This is a genomic window from Chitinophaga filiformis, assembly GCF_021646545.1.
GTDB lineage: Bacteria > Bacteroidota > Bacteroidia > Chitinophagales > Chitinophagaceae > Chitinophaga > Chitinophaga filiformis_A.
Genome location: NZ_JAKIRP010000002.1, coordinates 241096 through 265620, shown reverse-complemented (window position 1 = coordinate 265620; position 24525 = coordinate 241096). Strand labels below are relative to the sequence as shown.

19 protein-coding genes are annotated in these 24525 nt (G+C 47.3%); 6 read left to right on the top strand and 13 right to left on the bottom strand.

Going from position 1 to position 24525, the window contains the following annotated elements; translation table 11 throughout:
* The first annotated feature begins 9 nt into the window (after positions 1–9).
* Together L3C95_RS07415 and L3C95_RS07410 are read left to right on the top strand one after the other, a co-directional pair.
* Positions 10–1353 carry an OmpA family protein gene (locus L3C95_RS07415; RefSeq protein ID WP_236386269.1) on the top strand — a complete coding sequence of 448 codons (1344 nt, stop codon included), beginning with the start codon at positions 10–12 and terminating at the stop codon, positions 1351–1353.
* Positions 1354–1496: 143 nt separating this feature from the next.
* Positions 1497–3425 carry an arginine--tRNA ligase gene (locus tag L3C95_RS07410; protein ID WP_236386267.1) on the top strand — a complete coding sequence of 643 codons (1929 nt, stop codon included), beginning with the start codon at positions 1497–1499 and terminating at the stop codon, positions 3423–3425.
* 72 nt (positions 3426–3497) lie between these two features.
* Here L3C95_RS07410 and L3C95_RS07405 read toward each other — a convergent pair whose 3' ends face one another.
* From L3C95_RS07405 to L3C95_RS07385, 5 genes are all read right to left on the bottom strand, one after another.
* Complete coding sequence (locus L3C95_RS07405; RefSeq protein WP_236386265.1) at positions 3498–4130, bottom strand: tetratricopeptide repeat protein; 633 nt, start codon at positions 4128–4130, stop codon at positions 3498–3500.
* Positions 4131–4223: 93 nt separating this feature from the next.
* Positions 4224–4709, bottom strand: coding sequence for a cytidine deaminase (cdd, locus tag L3C95_RS07400; protein WP_236386263.1), 486 nt, complete (start codon positions 4707–4709; stop codon positions 4224–4226).
* Positions 4710–4831: 122 nt separating this feature from the next.
* Positions 4832–6010, bottom strand: coding sequence for a signal peptidase I (lepB, locus tag L3C95_RS07395; protein WP_236386261.1), 1179 nt, complete (start codon positions 6008–6010; stop codon positions 4832–4834).
* A gap of 156 nt (positions 6011–6166) precedes the next feature.
* A complete protein-coding gene (locus L3C95_RS07390) occupies positions 6167–6823 on the bottom strand; it encodes an alpha/beta fold hydrolase (RefSeq protein ID WP_236386258.1) in 657 nt (218 codons plus the stop codon).
* 59 nt (positions 6824–6882) lie between these two features.
* Complete coding sequence (locus L3C95_RS07385) at positions 6883–8067, bottom strand: sigma-54-dependent transcriptional regulator (protein WP_236386255.1); 1185 nt, start codon at positions 8065–8067, stop codon at positions 6883–6885.
* A gap of 190 nt (positions 8068–8257) precedes the next feature.
* Here L3C95_RS07385 and L3C95_RS07380 point away from each other — a divergent pair, with 190 nt between their 5' ends.
* Positions 8258–9073, top strand: a complete 816-nt coding sequence (locus L3C95_RS07380; protein ID WP_236386253.1) for a serine O-acetyltransferase — start codon at positions 8258–8260, stop codon at positions 9071–9073.
* Complete coding sequence (gene cysM / locus L3C95_RS07375) at positions 9074–9958, top strand: cysteine synthase CysM (RefSeq protein ID WP_236386251.1); 885 nt, start codon at positions 9074–9076, stop codon at positions 9956–9958.
* A 176-nt stretch (positions 9959–10134) separates the two neighbouring features.
* On the opposite strand, the gene L3C95_RS07370 is transcribed toward cysM, so the two are convergent.
* Positions 10135–11118 carry a pyruvate dehydrogenase complex E1 component subunit beta gene (locus L3C95_RS07370; protein ID WP_236386249.1) on the bottom strand — a complete coding sequence of 328 codons (984 nt, stop codon included), beginning with the start codon at positions 11116–11118 and terminating at the stop codon, positions 10135–10137.
* 185 nt (positions 11119–11303) lie between these two features.
* Between L3C95_RS07370 and L3C95_RS07365 the strand changes: the two genes are divergently transcribed.
* Positions 11304–11942, top strand: a complete 639-nt coding sequence (locus L3C95_RS07365; protein ID WP_236386248.1) for a hypothetical protein — start codon at positions 11304–11306, stop codon at positions 11940–11942.
* Positions 11943–12008: 66 nt separating this feature from the next.
* Here L3C95_RS07365 and L3C95_RS07360 read toward each other — a convergent pair whose 3' ends face one another.
* The 7 genes from L3C95_RS07360 to L3C95_RS07330 form a co-directional block, all read right to left on the bottom strand.
* Entirely contained in the window at positions 12009–13184 is a 1176-nt protein-coding gene (locus tag L3C95_RS07360) for an acetyl-CoA C-acyltransferase (protein WP_236386246.1), read from the bottom strand.
* Between the two features lie 99 nt (positions 13185–13283).
* A complete protein-coding gene (locus L3C95_RS07355; RefSeq protein ID WP_236386244.1) occupies positions 13284–13973 on the bottom strand; it encodes a DUF3575 domain-containing protein in 690 nt (229 codons plus the stop codon).
* Entirely contained in the window at positions 13973–15169 is a 1197-nt protein-coding gene (locus L3C95_RS07350; protein ID WP_236386242.1) for a hypothetical protein, read from the bottom strand. Before L3C95_RS07350 ends, L3C95_RS07355 begins: the two co-directional genes overlap by 1 nt.
* A gap of 193 nt (positions 15170–15362) precedes the next feature.
* Complete coding sequence (locus L3C95_RS07345) at positions 15363–16943, bottom strand: RagB/SusD family nutrient uptake outer membrane protein (protein ID WP_236386239.1); 1581 nt, start codon at positions 16941–16943, stop codon at positions 15363–15365.
* An 11-nt stretch (positions 16944–16954) separates the two neighbouring features.
* On the bottom strand, positions 16955–20365 hold the full coding sequence (locus tag L3C95_RS07340; RefSeq protein ID WP_236386237.1) for a SusC/RagA family TonB-linked outer membrane protein: 3411 nt from the start codon (positions 20363–20365) through the stop codon (positions 16955–16957).
* Positions 20366–20446: 81 nt separating this feature from the next.
* Entirely contained in the window at positions 20447–21433 is a 987-nt protein-coding gene (locus tag L3C95_RS07335) for a FecR family protein (RefSeq protein WP_236386235.1), read from the bottom strand.
* Between the two features lie 99 nt (positions 21434–21532).
* Positions 21533–22123, bottom strand: coding sequence for an RNA polymerase sigma factor (locus L3C95_RS07330; protein WP_236386232.1), 591 nt, complete (start codon positions 22121–22123; stop codon positions 21533–21535).
* A 403-nt stretch (positions 22124–22526) separates the two neighbouring features.
* On the opposite strand from L3C95_RS07330, the gene dnaG reads away from it, so the two are divergent.
* Positions 22527–24506, top strand: coding sequence for a DNA primase (gene dnaG, locus L3C95_RS07325; RefSeq protein ID WP_236386230.1), 1980 nt, complete (start codon positions 22527–22529; stop codon positions 24504–24506).
* The last annotated feature ends 19 nt before the right edge of the window (positions 24507–24525 follow it).

Sequence of the window (24525 nt, the reverse complement as noted above, 5' to 3'; positions counted from 1 at the left end):
TGAATGATTATGAAAAACACCTCACTCATCCGGGCAGCGTGTGTGCTGGCCCTTTCTACTCCTCTATGCAGTATTGCCCAGACCACTGTAAACGGCCCCATTTTTACTAATGGCCCCGGTTACAAGCGATGGTCGGTCGGCGTAAATGGCGGATTGCTGGCTCCGGTCGCCCCCACAGGAGGCAGCAACGATTTTACAAAATGGAAAGCTAAAGTCGGCTATGGCGCTTATGTAAAATGGCAGATTTTACACTCCCTGGGCATCCGGGCAGACTTTATAGGTGGCAAGCTGGCAGGCAATAATGACCGCAAATTGGGGAACGAAAAGGAACCCAACCGGCGCTTAAACTCCTTTGAAACCAACCTGAAGTGGTCTACCAGCCTGAACGCAGTTATCAATCTGGCCACTATCAACTGGATGTACAGAAAGAATGCCCTTCAGATATATGTGTCAGGTGGCGCCGGACTGGCGGGTTATTCTCCCAAAGTAAGCAGACAAATGGAAGGAGGCCTGACGGAGTACAAACCTAATGGAAGTATCACCGAGTTTTATGTACCCATAGGCGCAGGATTGAAATTTAAACTCACTGAGGCCATCAACCTGGATCTGGGATATACCATGCATTATGTGGATGGAGATAACCTGGATGGCTTTTATCTCGGCCAGAATAAAGACAAATACTCCTATGGGTATGCAGGAGTGGAATTCCCACTGGGACCCAAAAATAAACCACAACTGAACTGGCAGAACCCCGCTAAAGTGATGTACGATGAACTACAGGCGCAAAAGGCTAACCTGCAGCGTGAGCTGGAAACCAGCCGGGCCGAAAATAATCGACTGACTGGTGAGGTGAATAAACTGACGGCCGATGCTGACGCTGACGGCGTATCCGATTATTTTGATAAATGCCCCGGTACGGCATCCGGTAACAAGGTAGATGGCAGTGGCTGTGAACTACCGAAAGCGACCGAGCCTAAAGTACCTACCCAGGTAGTGATTACAGATGAAGACCGCCGCATCGTTAGAAACGCTATTCAGGACCTGGAGTTTGAAACTGGTAAATCCAGCATTAAACCCGGCTCTTACGGCGCCCTGAACCAACTGGCAGAATTGCTCAGGAACAGGGGCTTCAGCCTTAAACTTGGCGGACATACGGACAATGTGGGTAATTCAACAAAAAATATGGCCCTCTCAAAAGACAGGGCAGAATCAGTGAAACAGTACCTGGTAGACCAGGGTGCTAATCCATCCAAGATCGAAGCCGTAGGTTATGGCTCTACCCAACCGGTAGCCAGCAATAAAACCAAGGCTGGAAGGCAGAAAAACAGAAGGGTGGAGTTCACTATCTATTAATACTCAGCATCCGATAAACCCTGGAAAGGGCCTGGCAGTTTTGTTGCCGGCCCTTTTTCTTTATTATATTATTCAGCGCCCCGGGCTGCCCAGCGGATTTTTTATACCTTTGACGTTACTTTTGGCATTAACCGTTTATCAGCATGAGTGTTGTACAATCCATCAGATCTGCTGCTGCTGCAGCAATTAAGGCGCTTTACGAACAGACAATTCCTGCAAAGGACATTGCGATCAATACTACCAAACCTGAATTTGAAGGTGAATATACCATCCTGGTATTCCCCTTCACAAAGTTCAGCCGCTTAAAACCGGAGGAAACTGCTGATCGATTGGGCAAATACCTTGTTGAACATAACCCCGACCTCGTGTCCGGCTATAATGTGATCAAGGGCTTCCTCAACCTGCAGATCTGTGAGCAGTACTGGGCGCAGTACCTGCAGCAACACTTCAATAACCGTAACATCGGTAAGAAGCCTTCCAACGGAAAAAAAGTAATGGTGGAATACTCTTCCCCCAATACAAATAAACCTTTGCACCTGGGTCACCTCCGTAATAACTTCCTTGGCTATTCCATCGCAGAGATCCTGAAAGCCAACGGTTATGATGTGATCAAGGCCAACCTGGTGAATGACCGGGGTATCCATATCTGTAAATCCATGCTGGCATGGCAGCTGTTTGCCCATGGAGATACACCCGAATCAACCGGTATCAAAGGAGACCACCTGGTTGGCGACTACTACGTGAAGTTTGAGACCATCCTGAAAGAACAGACAGAACCTATTATAGCCCGCGCGCTTGAAAACGATTTCAAAGATTTCCAGGGCGCAGACCTGGAACGTATAGAGAAACTGGTTACCCTCTTCCATAAGCCCGAAATAAAGGCTGATGCAGAGAAACACGCCAAACTCAATGATGAGATCAAAGAACTGTCCCGTAAGCAGACAGAGATCATGCAGCAGGCACAGATCATGCTGCAGCAGTGGGAAGCAGGCAATCATGAAGTACGGACCCTGTGGTCAACAATGAATAGCTGGGTGTACAAAGGTTTCGATGAAACCTACAAACGCCTGGGCATCGACTTCGACAAGATGTACTACGAAAGCGAGACCTACCTGCTGGGTAAAGACCTGGTAGAGGAAGGCCTGGCTAAAGGAGTGCTGTTCAAAAAGCCGGATAATTCTATCTGGATAGACCTGACTGCCGACGGACTGGATGAGAAACTGTTATTACGTGGCGATGGCACCTCTGTGTATATGACGCAGGACCTGGGTACTGCCCGTCTTAAATACGACGACTACCAGATGGAGCAAAGCATCTATGTAGTGGCCGATGAACAGAACTATCACTTCAAGGTGCTGCAACTGATCCTGAAGAAACTGCAGGAACCATGTGCTGATGGTATATTCCATCTTTCCTATGGCATGGTGGAATTACCACACGGCCGTATGAAGAGCCGTGAAGGTACCGTTGTGGATGCAGATGACCTGATAGATGAGACCATCGCAGCAGCTGCAGAACAGACAGCCAATTCCGGTAAGCTGAAAGACATGGCGGCAGAAGACCTGCAGACGCTTTACAACATGCTTGGCATAGGCGCTATGAAATTCTTCCTCCTGCGTGTAGATCCGAAGAAGAGAATGGTGTTCGATCCGAGAGAGTCTATTGACCTGCATGGGTTTACCAGTGTATTCGTTCAGTATGCGCATGCCCGTATCAAATCCATTCTGCGTGAGGTAGCGCCTGATGCAGATAAACTGGAAGGCTACTGTCATAAGGGCAGCTTACTGCCGCTGGAGAAAGAACTGATCCTGCTGAATGAGCAATATGAAAGCGTGCTGGAAGAAGCCATGAAAGAAATGAGCCCTTCCGTGATCGCTAACTATGTGTTCCAGCTCGCACAACAGTTCAACTCATTCTATGCAGAGAAAGTGGAAGGTAAATACACCTATTCTGTGCAGGACGCAGAAACGCCGGAGAAACAGAAGCTTCGTACACAGATCGTTATGCTCACCGCCAGAACAATTGCAAAGAGCATGAAACTGCTGGGTATTGATGTACCTGAAAGAATGTAATAACGCACTTCTTATAAAGCAAAAAGCTCCCATCCCGGGAGCTTTTTCTTTTTATCTTTTGTCTGGATAGTATTATTGCGTAACCGCCAGCGCCCTGTCACACAGCTCCTCCCCTTTTGCCACCTCTCCGTTGCCAATGTATGACTTACCCAGCATAAACATGGCAAAAGCATTCTCAGGCTGGATGCACAGTAATTTGTCCCAATAATTAATAGCAGCGCTATAATTGCCAGCCAGGTAATAGTGGTGAGCCAGCGCCTGCATAGGTCTGGGATCGTTGTTCCGTAAAGCAAGGCAGGAATGCAGATGTTTCACACCTTTCTCCACCTGGCGGATATGCAGATAGGCAGTACCCAGGTGCAGGTTAAAATCTGCATCGGCAGGATGCCCTTTTTGCTGTGCCTTTTCAAAAGCACCTGCTGCATTGTGAAAATCTTTGGTATTAAAGTATAATACGCCGACGGCATACCAGGAAGAAGCTTGTTCTCCATCCAGGCGGAGGAAATACTGGTAATAACGGATGCTTTCCTGATATTCCTCTTCCAATGCCAGGATCTCGGCCATTTGCAGGTATGCTACCGTGTAGCTGCTATCCTGATGTAAGATTTCATTGAAACATTTCTTTGCGGCCTGAAATCTGCCTTCATTGCGGCAGTTCACCCCTTCCCTGTAAAGACCCTTTAACTTATTTCCTGGAAAAGCCATAGCAACTTGCACGAATAAAACCGTCCATAGCAGCGGACATAAGACACGGACGTTTAACATAGAGTTTCATAGACTCCTGCAAAGATAATAAATTTATTGCATATCTTCTGCGGAGAATCCCAATGGTAACAGGTGTCTGATAGTCTGGATGATGAACACTTTCCCCGTCTGACCGCTCATGATCACACGAATGGACTGCTGCTGACGGCCTTCATATTCTGATAAGGTCTGCCGGCAGATGCCGCATGGAGAAATAGGGGTATCATTACTCCCCGAAGGATTGTGATAGCTGATGGCAATAGTGAGTATCGGTACTCCCGGATAGAGGGACGCTGCGGTAGATAAAGCCACTCTTTCCGCACAAATGCCGGCAGGGAAAGAAGCGTTCTCCTGGTTTGTTCCTCTTACCACAATACCGTTGGCCAGTAAAATGGCAGCTCCTACATAAAAATTGGAATAAGGGGCATAGGCCTGGGCAGTTACTTCCCGGGCTTCTTCCAGTAACCGGAGGTCTGCAATGGGTAAGGCTGCACTGTCCTGGAAGGAATGGTATTCAAAAGAATGTTTACGGATGTCCATATACTAAATTACGAATTACGGATGACGAATTACAAGTTAGTGTTTGTAATTGGATGTCATGCGTAATTCGTAACAGAATATTGTGAAACAGCGGGAAGAAGGTGTTACCTAAACCCGAGCTTTTATTTGATTGTTCTGAACAGCCTGTTCCAGCGGATGCTGCCATGGCCATAGCTCATCCAGATCAGCCATGCTTTACCTACGATATGATCTTCAGGCACAAAACCCCAGAAGCGGGAATCCAGTGAGTTGTCACGGTTATCACCCATCATCCAGTAATAGTTCATTTTGAAAGTGTAGGTATTGGCAGGTTTATTATTGATATAGAACTGTCCGTTCCTGGCTTCCAGTTTGTTGCCCTCATATACGCTGATAATACGGTCGTAGAAAGCGATGTTAGTACTATCCAGGTTCACCGTTGCGCCTTTCTTAGGAATATACAGCGGACCAAAGTTATGCTCTGTCCATCTGTAGTGTGCTGTATCATGCGGAAACACCTGTATATCCTGTCTGGGCGATTTTACATACGGTCTGATGTCCTGCACTGCCGGCCATGTTCTTAACAGGTTGGCCATACCTGGCGTCAGGTCATACCTGAAAGTACTGGAATCATCCACGCTGCGTGGAGAAGGATCTATGTTCAGTTCATCGAGACGGCTCGGGTTCAGCGGATCTCCGGTGGTTTTTACCCAGTATGTACGCTCGCTTTCCGGTGGGATCGGCGCCTGTGACCCATTCACGAAAACGATACCTTCTTTGATGCTCAGGGTATCGCCGGCAACAGCCATACAACGCTTAATATAGTTCTCACGTTTATCGACAGGACGGGAAGTAACATGGTTCTGTTCCCATACATTATCACGTCCATAAAATCTTACCAGCTGGTAGTAGCTTTGCTCCTGTTGCTCCAGGGCTACAGTATCTCCTTCGGGGAAGTTAAACACCACTACATCATAACGCTCCACATCTGAGAAACCTGGCATACGTCTGTATTTCCAATGTACCGCTTCGGAGTAAGCCTTGCTATACCTGGTGAATGGCAGCGTATGATGTGTAAAAGGAACAGCGAGTGGCGTCATGGGAATACGAGGCCCGTAACTGATCTTGCTGACAAACAGGAAGTCGTTTACCAGCAATGTCTTTTCCATAGATGGGGTTGGGATAGTGTACGCCTCAAAAATAAAGGTGCGTATCAAGGTAGCTGCGATGATGGCGAAAATAGCGGCATCAAACCACTCTCTAACGGCAGATTTCTTCTTTGGCTGACCCTCTTTATTTCTTCTCCAAAAAGCCAGGTTCATTAAGATTCGTTTAAGATATTTAAAAGATCAAATATAATATTCTGTATTCTGCAAGCTAATTAATACTAATCAAAAGTTTTGCTAAAATAAGGGGATTAGGTTGATTTAATAAACTTTTTTACATGTAATGCAATTGGTTTATAAGAGTTTTGCATTTCACGCCAGCTCCTTCCGCAGGATCTCATTGATTTCTCTGGCACGGTTATACACCATGAAGTGGCCACCAGTGGGTATTATATAATCAGCCTTGATAAGCCTTGACGGGAAGGTCCTGTCCTTGCCTCCATGGATGTGTACCAATGATGCCGGGACGAAATCGTTCTGCCAGTTCACCACTATCCGGATGCCCCAGCGAAGATAACCATAGGCCGTTTTGGTCATATAGTCGGCCAGCAATTCCTGTTCTTCCGCTGTTTCGGCGCTCAGGAACAGTTTCACCAGTCCTTTTCTGCGTGTAAAAATGATTGAATCCGGTAGCCGCAGTAATTGCAGCAAACCTGTTTTCCTCACCCAGGTCAGGTAAGGGGGCTTCTCTCCTGTACGCTTAATACTACTGATGAGGATAACCTTCTGTATGGGTCTTTGCCGGGCTATTTCCACTGATAACATGCCACCAAAAGATACGCCCAGCAATGTGGCATCTTCATGTTCAATCCTGGCCGCCATCCGGGCGGCATACGCAGGAAAAGTCTCCTGTGGGTCGGGGGTCAGCCAATCCAGGTAGTGTACGGTATATTCCTCGGGGAAACTAAGGTATCTGAAGATCCTTTCATCTGCTCCCATACCGCTGATCAGGTACAGATGTCTGGCCATGGTTCAATAATATGAAAAAGGCTGTCCCCGCCTATGGTGGGAACAGCCCCTGATATTTACTAAGCGTTTATTTTCTTTTTATCTCTGGAGGGCAGCACATAATCGTATACATCATCTGCCATGATCGTTTTGCCCGACAGGATCACAAGACGGGCCACCACGTTGCCCAGCTCACGGATATTGCCGGACCAGTTGTGCTGCTGTAATGCCTTCATGGCTTCCTTGTCGATGGTCTTTTTCGCCATACCGTACTCCTGGCAGGCGCTTTCCAGGAAGTGTTCCACCAGCAGCGGAATATCGTCCCGGCGATCGTTCAGGGAAGGTACATGTATCAGGATCACGCTGAGACGATGGTAAAGGTCGAGACGGAAGTTCTTTTCTTCCACCTCCTTCAGCAGGTCTTTATTGGTAGCGGCTACCACCCTTACATCCACGCTGATCTCTTTATCTCCGCCCACACGGGTGATCTTTCCTTCCTGCAGGGCTCTCAGCACTTTAGCCTGCGCACTGAGGCTCATATCCCCGATCTCGTCCAGGAACAAAGTGCCACCGTTCGCCTGTTCGAACTTACCGATACGTTGTTTTACTGCGGATGTGAAGGAGCCTTTCTCATGCCCAAACAACTCACTTTCAATCAGTTCGCTAGGGATAGCTGCGCAGTTCACCTCCACGATAGGTCCGGCAGCACGGTTACTGCGTTCATGTATCCAGCGGGCCACCAGCTCCTTTCCTACCCCATTCTCACCTGTTACCAGCACACGGGCATCGGTAGGCGCCACCTTCTCTATTGTTTCCTTTATCTTCAGGATAGGGCCAGAAGTGCCGATCATCTCCTGAGTTTTGTTCACTTTACGGCGCAGTGTCTTTGTCTCCGTCACCAGCGTGCTTTTATCCATCGCATTACGCAGGGTGATCAGCAACCTGTTGAGGTCCGGTGGTTTGGAGATATAGTCGTAAGCGCCCTTTTTTACTGCTTCTACGGCCGTATCGATATTTCCATGTCCTGACACCATCACAATAGGCACATCCGGATTGGTTTCTTTGGCTTTCTCCAGGAATTCCAAACCGTCCATCTTGGGCATCTTTATATCGCACAGGATGGCGTCGTACTGCTTTTCTTTGAACATTTTAAAGCCTTCCGCCCCATCAGCTGCCTCGTCTACCTTATATCCTTCATAGGTCAGTATTTCAGACAACGTTTTACGTATGCTTTTCTCGTCATCAATTATCAGAATGTTGGCCATATCATTATTTTAGTGAACAACGTACAAAATTAAGGGAAATTACTTGATACCCATCCAAGATAACAAAATGGAGGCAAGAACCAACGCGCCCATCTTCGATATCGGCCATTTGTCTACTAACTTTATGGACTCTCGACATTAATACGTAATTTCATTGATCGTTTCCCTCAATCCTGTAATTCACTTGGATATGCAACAACTTTTAGAAGAATTAAGGCGGAGGCACCAGCTGGCTGCAGCTACTGCTTATCCGACTACCAGTGCGGTGAACGACTTTGCCAACAATTTTATCAACTGGCTTTTTCCAGAATATACCGGGAAGGTGATGGCTGATATCGTGTTACTGGAGGAATACGCAAATGGACTGCAATCCGAGTTGCAGCAACTATTAGCGCCGATGCAACAGCAGTTGCCGGCGGCGGCAGAAGCGCTGAGCCGCCAGTTTATGGAGCAGGCGGAAGTCATTTATGATGCATTAAAAAAAGACGCAGAAGCTATTTATAAAGGAGACCCGGCGGCTACCTGCATGTACGAGGTGATACGCGCCTATCCCGGGTTTTATGCGATCGCCTTTTACCGTATTGCGCATGCGCTGCATCAGCTGAAGATACCACTGCTGCCCCGTATGATCACCGAACGGGCGCATAGCTGCACCGGTATCGACATTCACCCCGCGGCAGTGATAGCGCCCTATTTCTGCATTGACCACGGTACCGGTATCGTGATCGGTGAAACCACCATTATCGGCTCCAATGTAAAGCTCTACCAGGGCGTTACACTGGGCGCATTAAGCGTGGATAAGGATATGGCGCGCAGCAAGCGTCATCCGACAATTGAAGACAATGTCATTATATATGCCGGCGCCACCATCCTGGGCGGCGATACTGTGGTGGGCCACCATAGTATTATAGGCGGAAATGTATGGCTTATAAAAAGCACTGCCCCCTTCAGCCGGATCTATTACCGGGCGGATGGCAGTATTAGCGTAGTAGAAAACAGTTATTAGATGCATTCGATATTAGATCTTGTTGGTAACACTCCAATGGTAGCGCTCAAACACATCAGCGCCAATCCGGGGGTTACAATTTATGCGAAACTGGAAGGAAATAATCCGGGAGGCAGTGTAAAAGACAGAGCAGCTTACGGTATGATCAAAGGAGCATTGGACAGAGGCGAGATTAAACCGGGCATTAAACTGATTGAGGCCACCAGCGGCAATACAGGCATCGCATTAGCCATGATTGCCAGCCTGTTCGGCGTAGAAATAGAACTGGTGATGCCGGAAGATGCTACCCGCGAAAGAGTGCTGACCATGGAAGCCTTCGGCGCCAAAGTGACATTGACACCTAAGGAAGCATCTATGGAAGGCTCTATTGACTACGCCAATGCGCAGGTGGCCAAAGGTGGTTATCATATGCTGAACCAGTTCGGCAATCCGGATAACTACGGCATGCACTATAAAACCACCGGACCGGAAATATGGCGGGACACCAACCACGGTGTCACCCACTTCGTGAGCGCCATGGGCACTACCGGTACCATTATGGGGGTGTCTAAGTTCCTGAAAGAACAAAACAGCCAGGTACAGATCGTAGGATGTCAGCCCACTGAAGGCTCCAGGATACCCGGTATCCGTAAATGGCCGGAGGAATACCTGCCTAAGATCTTTGACAGATCGAGAGTAGACCGCATCATGGATATTTCGGAGGAAGAAGCGAAAGCGATGACCCGTCGCCTGGCCAAAGAAGAAGGCATTTTCTGCGGCATGAGCAGCGGCGGGGCCGTATCTGCAGCGGCAAGGATATCAAAAGAGCTGGACCACGGGGTGCTGGTATGTATTATCTGTGACCGTGGAGATAGGTATCTGTCGTCAGATCTGTTTGGGAGCTAAACCGAAACGGCCAATTGGTTCCCGGGAATATCCGTTGATCCATGGTTGAAACACACGGGTTCCACGCGTGGTTGACGGCCATTGGTTCCCCACAATTGGGGTTTTCCCCCGAACCGCCGGTAAAAGAGAAAGCCGGTCTTCATCAGACCGGCTTTCTTTTATTACAGTTTTACTGCTTACTTCTTCATGTACATTACTTCCTTCACCAGTTTCACGGTACGCTCAACATCAGGCAGGTACAGTTTCACCAGGTTCGGTGCGTAGTGCATTGGCGCATCAGCAGCTGTGATACGACGGATCGGAGCATCCAGGTAGTCGAAACCTTCTTTCTGGATACGGTAAGATATCTCAGAAGAAACGCTGGAGAACGGCCATTGTTCTTCTACTATCACCAGACGGTTGGTTTTCTTAACAGATTCCAGGATGGTGAACCAATCCAGCGGACGGATGGTACGCAGATCAATCACTTCAGCTTCGATACCTTCTTTTGCCAGCTCTTCAGCAGCACCCAGGGCAACTTTCATCATTTTGTTGAAAGATACGATGGTCACGTCTTTACCGGAACGTTTGATATCAGCTTTACCAATTTCGATAATGTATTCTTCTTCAGGCACTTCACCCATGTCGCCGTACATCACTTCGCTCTCCATGAAAACAACCGGATCGTTATCGCGGATAGCCGCTTTCAACAGACCTTTTGCATCATAAGGATTTGAAACTGATATTACTTTTAAACCCGGGATATTTGCATAATAGCTTTCGAAAGCAGTGGAGTGCTGTGCACCCAGCTGACCGGCAGAACCGTTAGGTCCACGGAAAACGATAGGACAACCTACCTGACCACCACTCATTGCCAGCATTTTAGAAGCTGTGTTCAGGATCTGGTCCAGCGCCAGTACAGCAAAGTTCCAGGTCATGAATTCCAGAACAGGACGAAGACCGTTCTGTGCAGCACCAACACCAATTGCAGTGAAGCCCAGCTCAGCGATCGGTGTGTCTATTACCCTCTTAGGGCCAAACTCATCCAGCATTCCCTGGCTAACTTTATAGGCTCCGTTGTATTCTGCTACTTCCTCTCCCATCAGGAAAACGCGGTCGTCACGGCGCATTTCTTCCTGCATGGCTTCTCGTAAGGCTTGTCTGAAAGCTATCTGACGCATGCTGTTACTCTTAAAGTTTGAAAGTTAATGCCTCATTTATCTTAAGGCAGGGGCAAAATTATTGTTTGTTGGCGAAAAAGCAAAGGAAAACTTATGAGTAAGCGAGCTGAGATTTTAAATACTATATATGAAATATTATATATATTAGCGGACAGACTGCCTGTTATAAGTTAATATCCTATCCTATGTTTACCATTACCGTGCTTTCTTTATGCTTTCTGGCGGCCATTTCCTGTAAGATCAAAAAGGTCAAAGCCCCGCTGATAACGGGTTTGATCTGGTATTTCCATCTCTCGATGTGCATATTCTCTGTTCTGTGCCTGATACTGCTTTTCAGCGGTTATGGGTTTAAAGGCACTTATACGGAGCGGGTGTTCTATACCCTTTATGCAGGATCTGGTATCATATTGTATGGCCTCACCCAGCAGGAAGTGTCAGGCAAGTGGGTATACCTGTGTGCCTTTTACGGCTTCCCTTTTGTGCTGCTCTTTGGACTGCTGCTGCCTCCTTTACGCACGCTGACCGTCATTGCGGGACTGGGATTATTGTCTGACGGGGAAATGAAACGCTATCCGATTGACGATGACTTTGCGCTGCAATCCACCTCGGTGGATATTATTTACCGCTATCCTACCTACAGCCTGGTACAGGATAAGTACTGGTTTTTTGAGAAGATATCAGGAGATGTGGTAAAACCTGCGGGGCAACTGCAGGCCTTAAAAATGGAGAAAAGCGGGCAGGATAGCATACATCTATATATGAACCTGATCAATGGACCAGGCAGGGCCTCACGCTTTGACACAACCATCAGCCTGATACAATAAATTTCAAGGATCAGGGATTTACGTGATGATCCTCCCGTAAATTCCTGATCCTTAACAACAATATTGCTAATTCGCTCTTTCGATAACGATCGCACTGGCGCCACCACCGCCATTACAAATGCCTGCCACACCGTAACGGGCATTGTTCTGACGCAGGATAGAGCTGAGCGTCACCACAATACGTGCACCGCTGCATCCGATAGGATGCCCCATAGAAACTGCACCTCCCCATACGTTCACTTTATCTCGTGATAGTCCCAGATCACGTTCATTGGCGATAGGCACACAGGAAAAGGCTTCATTGATCTCCACAAAATCCATATCTGCTGCGGTCAGCTTCGCTTTTTCCAGCGCTTTATTAATAGCTTTCACCGGAGTAGTGGTGAACCATTCAGGCGCCTGGGAAGCATCCGCAAAACTGATAACTTTTGCCAAAGGCTTCAGTCCCAATTCTTTCAGCTTCTCCCCGCTTACCAGTAACACTGCTGCCGCGCCGTCGTTGATATTAGAGGCATTGGCCGCCGTGATGGTACCATCTTTCTGGAAGGTAGGTTTCAGTGTAGGGATCTTCTCGAAGTTCACCTTTTTATAGTCTTCATCCTCTGTGACAGTAACCACCTGTTTTCCAGGCACTTCTACAGGAATGACCTCATTTTTATAATATCCCTTTTCGGTGGCCGCTGCCGCCCTTTTATAGCTTTCTACAGCATATGCATCCTGTTCCTCACGGGAGATCTTGTATTCTGTAGCACAGAGTTCCGCCGCATTTCCCATATGAAAGTCCTTATAAGGGTCCCACAGGCCATCCCTGATGATACCATCAGTGACAGCGCCACTACCTAATCTGTAGCCATTACGGGCTTTATCCAGGTAGTAAGGCACATTGCTCATACTCTCCATCCCGCCGGCCACTACTATGTCATTATCGCCTGAGAGGATGCTCTGCGCTCCCAACATGATCGCTTTCATACCGGAAGCACATACCTTATTGACAGTTGTGCAGGGCACATTCGTGGGAATGCCGGCATAGATACTGGCCTGGTTGGCAGGCGCCTGGCCCAGGTTAGCACTGATCACATTACCCATATATACTTCATTCACCGCAGCGGCAGGTACGCCCGCCTTTTCGAGCGCCGCTTTCATTACCAGGGCGCCCAGCTGGGTAGCAGACATTGCCGATAATGCGCCATTAAAGGAGCCAATGGGGGTACGCACTGCTGAAACTATAAATACTTCTTTCATCCGTAGAAATTTTCGTCACGCCCAAAGGCGCAACTGTTAAGATTGTTTGGTTTCCACCAAATATAACGGAATTTCAGGAACGATAGCTGGGCGCAGGTGTTAAAACCGGTAACCTAACTTAATCCCCATAGGTATATTAATATCCCATCCTGTTTTGGGTTCATCTACCAGATAGCTGCTGTTATCCTCCAGATAGCTGTCTGGCGAAGGAACTTCGTTTTTGAAGGCTACATCCCTGTATTTAACTCCCAGCCCAATGTAGAATTCTATCATGAATTTATGTGGCCTGTCAAAGAATAACTGACAACCTACTTTACCGGATGTACCGTAGATGTTCTTAACCTTATCATAGGCAGATATCTTCTCATAGTCCGGTTTCCAGCTGTTAGGATCCCATCTCACCGGCTGTATCCATTCTTCCCGGTAACTAACACGCTTATATGAAATTTCCTGTCCGAAGAATAATTTGTAAACATGTCCTCTCCCCGGCAGATAATAACGTATTTCAGGACGGATGCGGAAGCCCTTCGCCATTGGCGAATACCTGCCTCTTAAATTGTAATCCGCCTTTTCATCAATAAAGATCCAGGTACCTTCCAGCACCACACCCCAGTTTTTCTTATACCGGTATTCCAGTGCCAGGGAAACGCCCCCGTCAGGCTCTCTGAGCGTTACGAGATTGGTACTGATGCGCAGTCCCGTAAGAAAGGAATCAGGCGTATTTCTTTGTGCCCTGGAGGTAAGGGTAATTAATAAGAAAAGTATAAGAACAGTGTAGAGTTGTTTCATCAATAAGGTAGTTTAGAAATTAAGCCGGGAGATACAGGGGAAGCTGCTATGCTGTAACAAATTATTTCCCGTTTGCCAAGCACGAATAGAAGGTTGCCACTGTTCACAATATCTGAATAAGCTACATCCGTCACTTCACCTACCCTTTCAAGGGTTGCGCCGGCGATATTTATCGTCACCATGCCTTGCTCTGCCGCCAGATACATATAACTGCCTGCTATAACGAAAGCGTTGGTCTCGCCTACCTGCAAACGATTTAATTCAATACTGGCAGTCGTATCCTTTTTCAGCCTGGATTTTATCAGATAGAGCGAGGTAGCACCACAAAATCTTTTTCGACTGGAAATAGCATATGCGATATCGCCTGTTGCTGTCAGTTTTAAGCAGTCGGTCAAGTCCCTGTAATGAGAAGTGTACTCCAGGCTGGTGGTGTCGTGGCGGTTCAACCGGGTGCTATACAGCACAGCCAATTCATTATTCAGCAGAAAGACACTATCCACTTTTGTACCCAATAGCTGCCGGCTCTTCAGGATTACCGGCTGGCCGGGAGACGACAGGGAATAGGCAGCCAGCGACTCTGCATTCACGAGATAAAGTTTACCACGTGAGATAACCAATCCGGCATTATTGTGACCGACGGCGTCCGGATTATAAATATCCTGTTCACCTGACCTGCGACATTTAGGATTATTAATTTTAGCCTTATGCCAGCCAATCACAATTCCCTTCGAAGGATCAACGCATTCGAAATAATTTACGTCCGGTCCCGAAGGATAATCCAGTTGCCTCCACACGCCAGCCACCCTTCCTACGGTCATATTCGCAGAGAGTGCTTTTAGAGGAATAGCAACGAGATCATTGTAATTGTTTGCGTACAGGTAATCGCCATCAATGGCAGCCACCTGGAATCCGGGAATCCGCAGAAAGCCCGTTTTTACGGGACGAGCGGGGTCCTGGTATGAAATAACATGTAGTCCTGAATCAATTTCCTCCTGCAGCACATTCATACCTGCTGTAAATAACTTACCACCATTGACTGTCTTACGGGGTGGCTGAAAACTGATCTGTTTCAAAGAAGCATCGGTACTATAAATGGGGACATATCCTTCCACAACTCCACGTTCCCAGGGATCATCATAGCAAGCCGCCAGGAGACAACAGACGATAAACAGTACATAGGTTTGCAGACGATTCATACAATATAGGTTAGGCATTTGCAGTTAAGCGTGCAGAGGAAAGCAGAAGTTACATTGTGGGAGTTAAGAAAACGTTAAAGGCCATTCCTGCACATCAAGAAGACAATGGTATATAAAACAAGAAACCGTCTCAAAAAATTGAGACGGCTCTTTCTTCAAGCATAACCGGTCCTTACGATAACCGGAATGTATTTTACCAACCTCCGTTATTAGGAAGGACATTCGGATTGAGAGATGTTTCACTTTGTGGCACCGGCCAGAGATAATCACGTCCTGCATTGAAACTACGCTGTTCTACCAGTACGTGCTTACCATAATCCTGTCTTGTCTGATCAAAGTTGTTCAGGATACCATAAACAGGACCAGACATCACTGTTTCTGCTATCTTCCAGCGACGGATGTCAAACAGACGGTTATCTTCCATCGGGAACTCTACATGCCTTTCACGACGTACTGCATCACGCAGTGCCGTCTGACCAGGGAAATCTGCTGCAGTTATAACAGGCATCACGACACCAGGTCTTTGTCTTACCCGGTTGATAGCATCATACACCGAAGCATCGATCTGGTTAGCTTCTATTTTAGCTTCAGCATAGGTCAGCAGTACTTCTGCAAATCTCAGCAATACTACATCGTTATAAGAGTTGCTATCCCAGTTACCCTGAATATCAGCAGGCACATATTTTTTATAATAAAAACCAGTCAGCGAAGCATTATTCTTGCTTAATGCATCCAGGCTCTTAGTATTGCTTACATCAATCGTGATACCATTTACCACCACACCTGGCACCACGACTGTCATCTTGAGACGGGGGTCGCGGTTATCATAAGGATGTGCCGCATCATAGAGCCCTGACTTATCAATCGTCTTTCCATCAGTACATTCATAAGCATCCACCAGCGATTGTAACGGCACTACCTGCGACCAGCCACCGAGAGATGGTCCGCCCACCCATGTAGCCATGGCATTAGGCAGTGTGTTCTTCACGTAACGCGCAGAGAAGATGATCTCCTGACTGTTCTTGTTGGTACCGTTGAACAGGCTTACATAGTTATTGTCGATCGCATATGCATTCAGGTCCATTACTTCCTTAGCGGCAGCAGCAGCCTCTGTATAACGGCCCTCGTACAACAACACTCTTGCTTTTAAGGCCAGTGCTGCGCCCTTCGTAGCACGGCCTGCGTTGTTGGCATCATAGGTAACAGGAAGGTATTTCGCGATGGTATCCAGCTCTGCTACCAGGAACTGTGCTACTTCCGCACGTGGCGTACGTTTCGCTGCAAAGTCGCTTACCGGTGGGATAGTTGTTCTCAGCGGCACATCACCATACAGACCTATCAGCTGCTGATATGCATAGGCCCTGATAAAACGGGCTTCCCCTTTCAGACGTTTGTTGAGGGAATCTGATAATGCCTTATCCCTGTCGATATTATCCAGCACATCATTACAGGATGCGATCATCTTATAAAAGTTGCTCCAGAAGTTGGCGAACATACCCGTTCCGATAGAAGCACTTCCGTTACCAACAAGCCTTACATCACTTGGCCAGTCACTCCAGGAATAACTGTCATCTGTAGCGCAGCTCAGGAATATGCGGTTATCCACATCGCCCAGGCGGCGGTAACAGTTATTTACGGCATTAATGGCATCCGCTTCTGTAGTCCAGTAATCCTCCCGGCTTACAGCATTCTGCGGCTGTTCGTCCAGGTATTTTTTACAGGCCGTCATTGATACAAGTCCGGCCAAGGTGAATATAATTGCTAATTTCTTCATGACTACTTAGTTTAAAATTGCACGTTTAATCCAAAGTTGATGGTTCTCACCTGTGGGTAATACCTGCTATCGTTTGGTGCTTCCGGATCAATGTCATTCGGCAGGGATGAGAAGGTCAGGAGGTTCTGTCCGCTCACATAGATGCGGCATCTGTCAAAGCCCGCACGTTTCATGATGTGATCAGGCAAGGTATAACCCAGCTGCACGCTTTTCAGTCGCAGGTAAGCACCGCTCTTCACCCAGTAAGAAGAAGACTGATAGTTCTGTGTAGTATTCACCAATCTTGGGAAATCTGCACTTGTATTAGTACTTGTCCAGCTGTTCAGGTGTTCCTCCCTGAAGTTACCATCATTCGATGTCGGCGCTCTTTCTATCGGCAGTGTATGGATAGATACTTTACCTACACCCTGGAAGAAGGCAGACAGGTCGAAATGTTTGTAGTCAGCACCCAGGTTGAAACCATAAGTATATCTTGGAATATTGCTACCCAGGTACACCATATCGCCACCTTTGCTCACTGCGCCTTCTTTTACCTGTTTGTCATTGTTCTGATCTTTGTAGATTAAATCGCCGGGACCTGTAGTCGGGAATGGCTGCGTAGCATGTGCTGCTACCTGTGCAGCGTTCTGGAAGATGCCTTCTACCTGGTAACCGTAAAAACCTCCGATAGGTTGTCCTGTAATGAGACCTGTATAAATGAAGTTGTTATCTCTTGTGATCGCATCAGTATTTTTGATATCAATGATCTTGTTGCGAACATCAGAGAGATTACCACCTACATGATAATCAACCTGGCCGATCTTACCACGATAGTTCAGTGATACTTCCCATCCCGTGTTCTGTACCTTACCAGCATTCTGTGCAGAAGGATCCAGACCTACTGAAGGATTGATAGGAAGGAATAACAGGATATCTTTTGTATTTTTTTTATAGTAATCAAAAGTAAAATCCAGGTTCTTGAATAACGTTGCGTCCACACCCACGTCTGTCATTACAGTTGTTTCCCATGTCAGACCTGAGTTAGGATAGATCTGAATACCTGCTGTCGGATTCAGCACACCGCCGAAAGGATAACTGTTGTAGTAGTATACTGACTGGTAAGGATAGTTGGTAGATTGTTTATCTCTGTCGAGGATCACGTCGTTACCCAGCTTACCCCATGAACCACGTATCTTCATATTGTTGATGAAGGTCAGATCGCGCATGAATTCCTCTGAAGAGATACGCCAGCCGGCAGAGAATGACGGGAACAGTCCCCATTTCTGACCATCAGAGAAACGGGATGAACCGTCGCGGCGGAGGTTGGCTTCAAAGAGATATTTATCGTTGTAGGAATAGTTCAATCTACCAAAGAAAGATACCAGGGAATAGGCAACGCCATTACCTGTAGCAATCTGCCCGGTGGCAGCACCTGCATCGATCTGTTCTATCGTACCATTAGGCAGGTTCACCCTGTAACCGCTCAGGTCATCGGTAGTTTCAGACAAACGGGAAGCACCCGCCAGCAACGTGAAACTGTGCTTGCCAAAGCTGTGTGTATATTCTGCCAATCCCTGGTAGTTCCTGAACCAGTAACCCTGGTAGGCCTTCCTGATAGTATTCTGCCCCAGTGTCAATGTATTTTCGTTGGTAGGGAAATCGGTAAAATATGTCAGTGCCTTTTCGTGCATGCTGTTATAGTCGGACCTGTAGTTAACAGAAGTGAGGCCGGTCAGTTTCAGACCTTTTAGCAGGTTGTATGTGGCTTTGAAGTTGCCTGTAAAGAGATTGCTTTTATATTGGTATAGACCACCCTCTTCCTGAAGGCGGATAGGGTTTTGGCCACCTCTCACAAGTGCCCAGGTGCCATCTGAATATTTGTTTACAGAAAGAGGATTCACTACTGCAGCCTGTCCAAACTGGTACCATGCTGATCCTGAAGCCCCCTGTGGCTCCTGCCTGTCGCCCAGTCTGGCGGCAATGTCTGCACTGAAGGTCAGTTTCTTTGTGACATTAATATCTGTATTCAGACGAACAGTGAGACGGTTGAAATCCATGTTGGAGATCAGACCTTTCTGATCGAAGTAGTTAGTGGAGAAACGGTATTTAATATCTTCCGTACCGCCGGATATACCCAGGCTATGCTCCTGCTGAAAGCCGCTGCCGGTCAATACATCATCCAGCCAGTAGTTGTCCGGGTACTGATCTTTATTACGGTTGGGATCATCGTAAGCAGCAATCTGCGCATCGGTATAGGTAGGATTCGCACCGGAGTTGGTGGCAGTCTGGTTCACCAGTTTCATGAAGTCTTTCGCACCTACATATTTTGCCAGACGTGCGGGACGCTGCCATGCAAAATAGTTGGAGTAGCTCACCTTCGCTTTACCGGAGGCGCCTCTTTTGGTAGTGATCAGGATCACACCATTTGCCGCTCTTACACCATAGATAGCTGAAGATGCCGCATCTTTCAGCACAGAGTAGGATGCGATATCATTCATGTCCACATCATTCATATTCATCTGCACACCATCTACAAGCACTAATGGATCGGTACTGTTCAGCGTACCCACACCACGGATACGGATAGTGCCCTGGTCAGCACCGGGCTGTCCGCTGCCTGTGGTCACTGTGACACCAGGCGCCATCCCCTGCAACGCGGCAGATACCTGGCCAACAGGTTTCCAGCTCACGTCTTTACCATCTATGGCGCTGATAGCACCGGTAACGTTTACTTTCTTCTGCGTACCATAAGCGACTACCACCACTTCAGATATAGCAGTGACATCTTGCGTCAGCTTTATTGTAATAGTAGTACGGCCAGCAACGGCCACTTCCTGTTTCGTATAACCAATGAATGAAAATTCCAGTACCGCATTTTCATTTGGTACCTGTAATGACCAGGAACCATCAACACCTGTGGAAGTACCATTTGTAGTACCTTTCACCAGTACCGTTACACCTGGTATAGGCTGGCCATTTTCGTCGGTCACTACACCTTTTACAGGGATAGCGGCAGGAGCAGCAAGCGGGGGCATGTTCATTGCTGACTGTACGGGTGAAGGCGTATTTTCCCGGGACCCGGTTGGAGGAGGTGCTGCAGCAGGTTCATCATCCTGCAGATACACAATATAGAACCCCTCTCCCATCTTTTTATACCGGAGTTTATTAGCAGTAGTGATACTCTTCAATTCTTCTTCAAGAGAGGATGTTCTGTTATTTTCAATACGTGACAATTGCAATGTTGCGAGATTGCTCTTGTACATGAAGTGTACATTGTATTTTACTTCAAGCCCATCCAGCACACTTTTCAGCGACTTAGTCTGTGATCTTTCGAAGGGGCTGACAGGTTTACCCAGCGCTGCCAGGTCCTGCGCATTTGCCGGCATGCTGCAATAACATGCCATGCCCATAGCAGCCATAAAGGCACTAATGAACTTGTTCATACATTTAAATTTGAATGATTACCTGTGCTGTGGTCACTGCATTCCGTTGTACACCGGCCTGCAGTATTTACTGCATTGTTTTTAAATACTCTTTCTCTCGATTATAACAATATTATTGACATGGCTTACTTTCAGATGAAAAAGCTGTGAGAGTCCCTCCAGCAGCATATCCATTTGCTGGCTGGGGACTGTACCCGTAAATTCCTGGCGTAATAATGAAGTGTCCCTGATCTCGACAGTTACGCCATACGTATCTTCCAGTTGCTGCGCCAGTTCGGCGAAGCTGGCATTCTCAAACTGCAGGCTGTTTCTTTTCCAGGAAGAATAACGTTGCGTATTGGTGTGGTTCTTCACCTTTGTACGTACCTGTTCCTTGTATTCTACAAGGTCTCCAGGTTGCATGATGATTGTTTCTTCCGGTGTACTGTTGCTGTGCAGACGTACCTTTCCGGTGTTCAGCACCACCTGCATCCGTCCGTGACGGTCTACCAGATTAAAAGTGGTGCCCAATACTTCAACGTTCATCCTGCTTGCAGTATGTACAACGAAAGACCGGGGTACAGTTGATGGTTTTACTGAAAAGAATGCCTCACCTTCCACCCACACTTCACGGCTGGCGGACCGCTCCCAGTTATTGGCGTAACGCAGTGTAGTGTTACCATTCAGGGTAACTTCCGACTGATCGGGGAGGACTACCGTACGTATTTCCCCATAAGCTGTCTGGATAACGGTGTTACGGTGATGATGATAGACTTTCCATCCCCCATAAGCAAGTAATAAGGTTCCTGATACCACGGCGGCTGCTTTGAGACCTGTAAACCAACGGGACCGGCGATAACGTGGCTGGCGCTGACCAGTAGTATCAACGATACGCTGGTAGAGATCTGCAGATTGTGACGGCGACAGCATGATATCCGGCTTTGCCATATCAAGATCCCGCGTCATAACAATATCCAGGTATTCCCTTCCTTCCGGAGTGGTAAACCATTCCAGTACCCTTTCATATTCTTCAGGGGTACATTGGTTAAGCTGGTATCTATGCAGCAGACTTTGGTCGAATTGCTCCATAATGTGGACTTACGATGAAATATGACAAATGAAATTGTTACGTTCTGTATAATACTACACCTGGGGAAATGAAAAGTATTATAGGAGTTGAAAAAAAATTTAAGAAAAGGTAACAAAAAGAAAGGCAAGGCTCAGGAGTGCGCTCATCATGATCTTCAATGCGTGCTTCAATGCCTTACTGGCCTGGGCATACTGAAATTTGACAGTATTAATGGACAATCCCAGCTGTCGGGCTACTTCCTCGTTGCTCAATCCTTCGTAAGAGCGCAGGCGGAAGATCTTTTTCTTCTGGGCAGAGAGATTGTTAATAGCATGGTCCACTACTTTGCGGTAATCATTAAATATAACGGTCGATTCAGCGTCCCGGTGCTCACTGCTGGCGTTGTAGACAAGTTCGTATTGTTTGGAAAGACTGCGTTTATGATCGCGGATGAGGTTCAGTACGTGGAACTTGAGGCATTTAAAAAGGAAATTACGTACTCCCTGCGCGGGGTCCAGCTCTTCACGGTGCAACCATACCTTCACGAATACTTCGTGTACGGCATCTTCGGCAGCAGTGGTGCTTTTCAGATATTTACAGGCTGTACTATATAAGAGTTGATGATAGGCAGCATATAATTCTTCAAAAGCGTTGTGATCACTGTCGCGCAGGCGGGCAGCCAGTTGCTGATCATTATTGAGAATATACATGGACACTGTTCAGATCCCCCTCTCTGTGAATGCTGTTTGAGTTTTAAACGTGTTGTCTAAAATTAGGCCATGATACTATTTTAAATAAATGGTAAATTATCCAAGTAAGATATTTTTTTAACATCGTTTATCCTGAATAAAAAGATCCTGCCGATAATACTATCAGGCATGAGTGTGCATTGCAACATTGACGGTACTTTACATGCATTGTCTCCCAAAATAAGGATCAGGTGGTAGCTTGAGGGCAAGGCTGAAAGCCAGGCCCCTGCAATACTATTTTTTTCAGTAGTATTCTTCAAACTACCTGTTCCTGCCCTGCGGATGGGTTCGGACAACAATGTATGACCGCTGTCCCGCCAGGCGGTGAAAAATTATTTAAGTTTGCAGTCTGAATTAAGCGCCATTGATTTCACAAAATACCATACAACAGATACTCAGCCGGATTGACATTGTGGAGATAGTAGGCAATTTCGTGAAACTTAAAAAACGGGGTGCCAACTACTTAGGGTTATGTCCCTTCCACAACGAGAAGTCTCCCTCCTTCACCGTTACGCCGAGTAAGGAAATATTCAAATGCTTCGGTTGCGGCCAGAGTGGTAATGCCATTAAGTTCCTGATGGAACACGAGAAGTATTCCTACGTAGAAGCTTTACGCTGGCTGGCGCAGAAGTACGACGTGCCCATTGAGGAAACTGAGGTAAGTCCGGAAGCCAGGCAGCAGCAGCTGATGGCGGACAGCCTCTATATCATCAATAGCTTTGCCCGTGAATACTTTTCCAATACACTCTTTAATACGGAAGAAGGCCAGAACGTAGGTCTCAGTTACTTTGAAGAGCGTGGCTTTACCCAGGAGACCATCCGTAAGTTCCAGTTAGGTTACAGCCTGAACACCTGGGATGCCTTCACTAAAACGGCCCTGTCCAAAGGTTATAACCTGGAATACCTGCAAAAAACAGGATTGGTCACCGTCAGGAATGAGCAGCCCGGAGATAACTACCGCGGCCGTGTGATCTTCCCGATCCACAACCAGAGTGGTAAGGTACTGGGATTCGGTGCCCGTATCCTTGTCAAGAATGACCGTGCTCCCAAATACATCAACTCACCGGAAAATGAGATCTACGTCAAGAACAGGGTACTGTATGGTACCTACTTTGCCAGGCATGCGATCGACAAACTGAATGAATGTCTGCTGGTAGAGGGTTATACAGACGTGATCTCCCTCCATCAGGCAGGGATTGAGAATGTAGTGGCATCCAGTGGTACGTCCCTGACGCAACACCAGCTGCGGCTCATTAAAAAGTACACAAACAACCTGACCATCCTCTTCGACGGGGACAATGCCGGTATCAAGGCGGCCCTGAGAGGTCTGGATATGGCGATAGAGGAGGGATTGAACGTAAAACTGGTTTTAATCCCCGATAAGGAAGACCCGGACAGTTATGTGCAAAAGATTGGGGCAGATGCTTTCCGTGAATTTATAGCCAATAACAAGCAGGATTTTGTGCTGTTCAAGCTGCAGATCTCCATGCAGGACGCCGGCAATGACAGCAACCGCAAATCACAGCTCGTAAATGAGATTGCGGAGACCATCTCCAAGATCGATAAAACGGAAGATTTCACCCGGCAGCAGGATTACATCCGTCAATGCAGCCAGGTACTGAAGATCGATGAACAGGGACTCATCAACCTGGTGAATAAGTTCATCCGGGAGCGTTTCCAGAAAAAGGAGAACCAGCAGGCCAGGGATAATGCCGCTGCTGCGCCGCCTATGGACGACGACCTCTCACCAGAGGCGATTGCCGCCATGGAGGCGATGGAGAACGGCGGAGAACCGGCAGTCAACTTCTTCAATCCGGACGAAAAACAGGAAAGGGAACTGGTGAAAATACTCCTGCGCTTTGGCGACAAACCTTTCAGTGAGGAAGATAAAAGCACCGTGGCCGACTATATTTTCCATCTGCCCTACGATTTCGAATCGCTGGCCGACAATGAGCTGGTGAAAAGGATATTGAGGGAATACAAAGAGATGTACGACCAGGACAACCTGCCCGACAAAAAGTGGTTCCTGTACCACAATGACCAGGATGTTGCCGGTATGGTAGTCGGTATTATGGAAGATAAAGAAGCGGAACTAAGTACTGCCTGGAAGGAAAAATTTGAAATAGATACCGTATATGGTGATAATGCCTATCTGAAAGATACCATCTCCACCACCAATTATCTCATTTTGAGGAAGATCCGTAAAATGATCGTGGAAAATCAACAGGAAATGGAACGGTCTACCGTGTTTGAAGAGCAGATCAAGTGTATTGAGATGCATAAGCACCTGAAACAGCTGGAAACGGAATTGACCCAGGGTATCGGAACGGTTATATTCAGGTAGTTTTGCCAGAATGACAGCA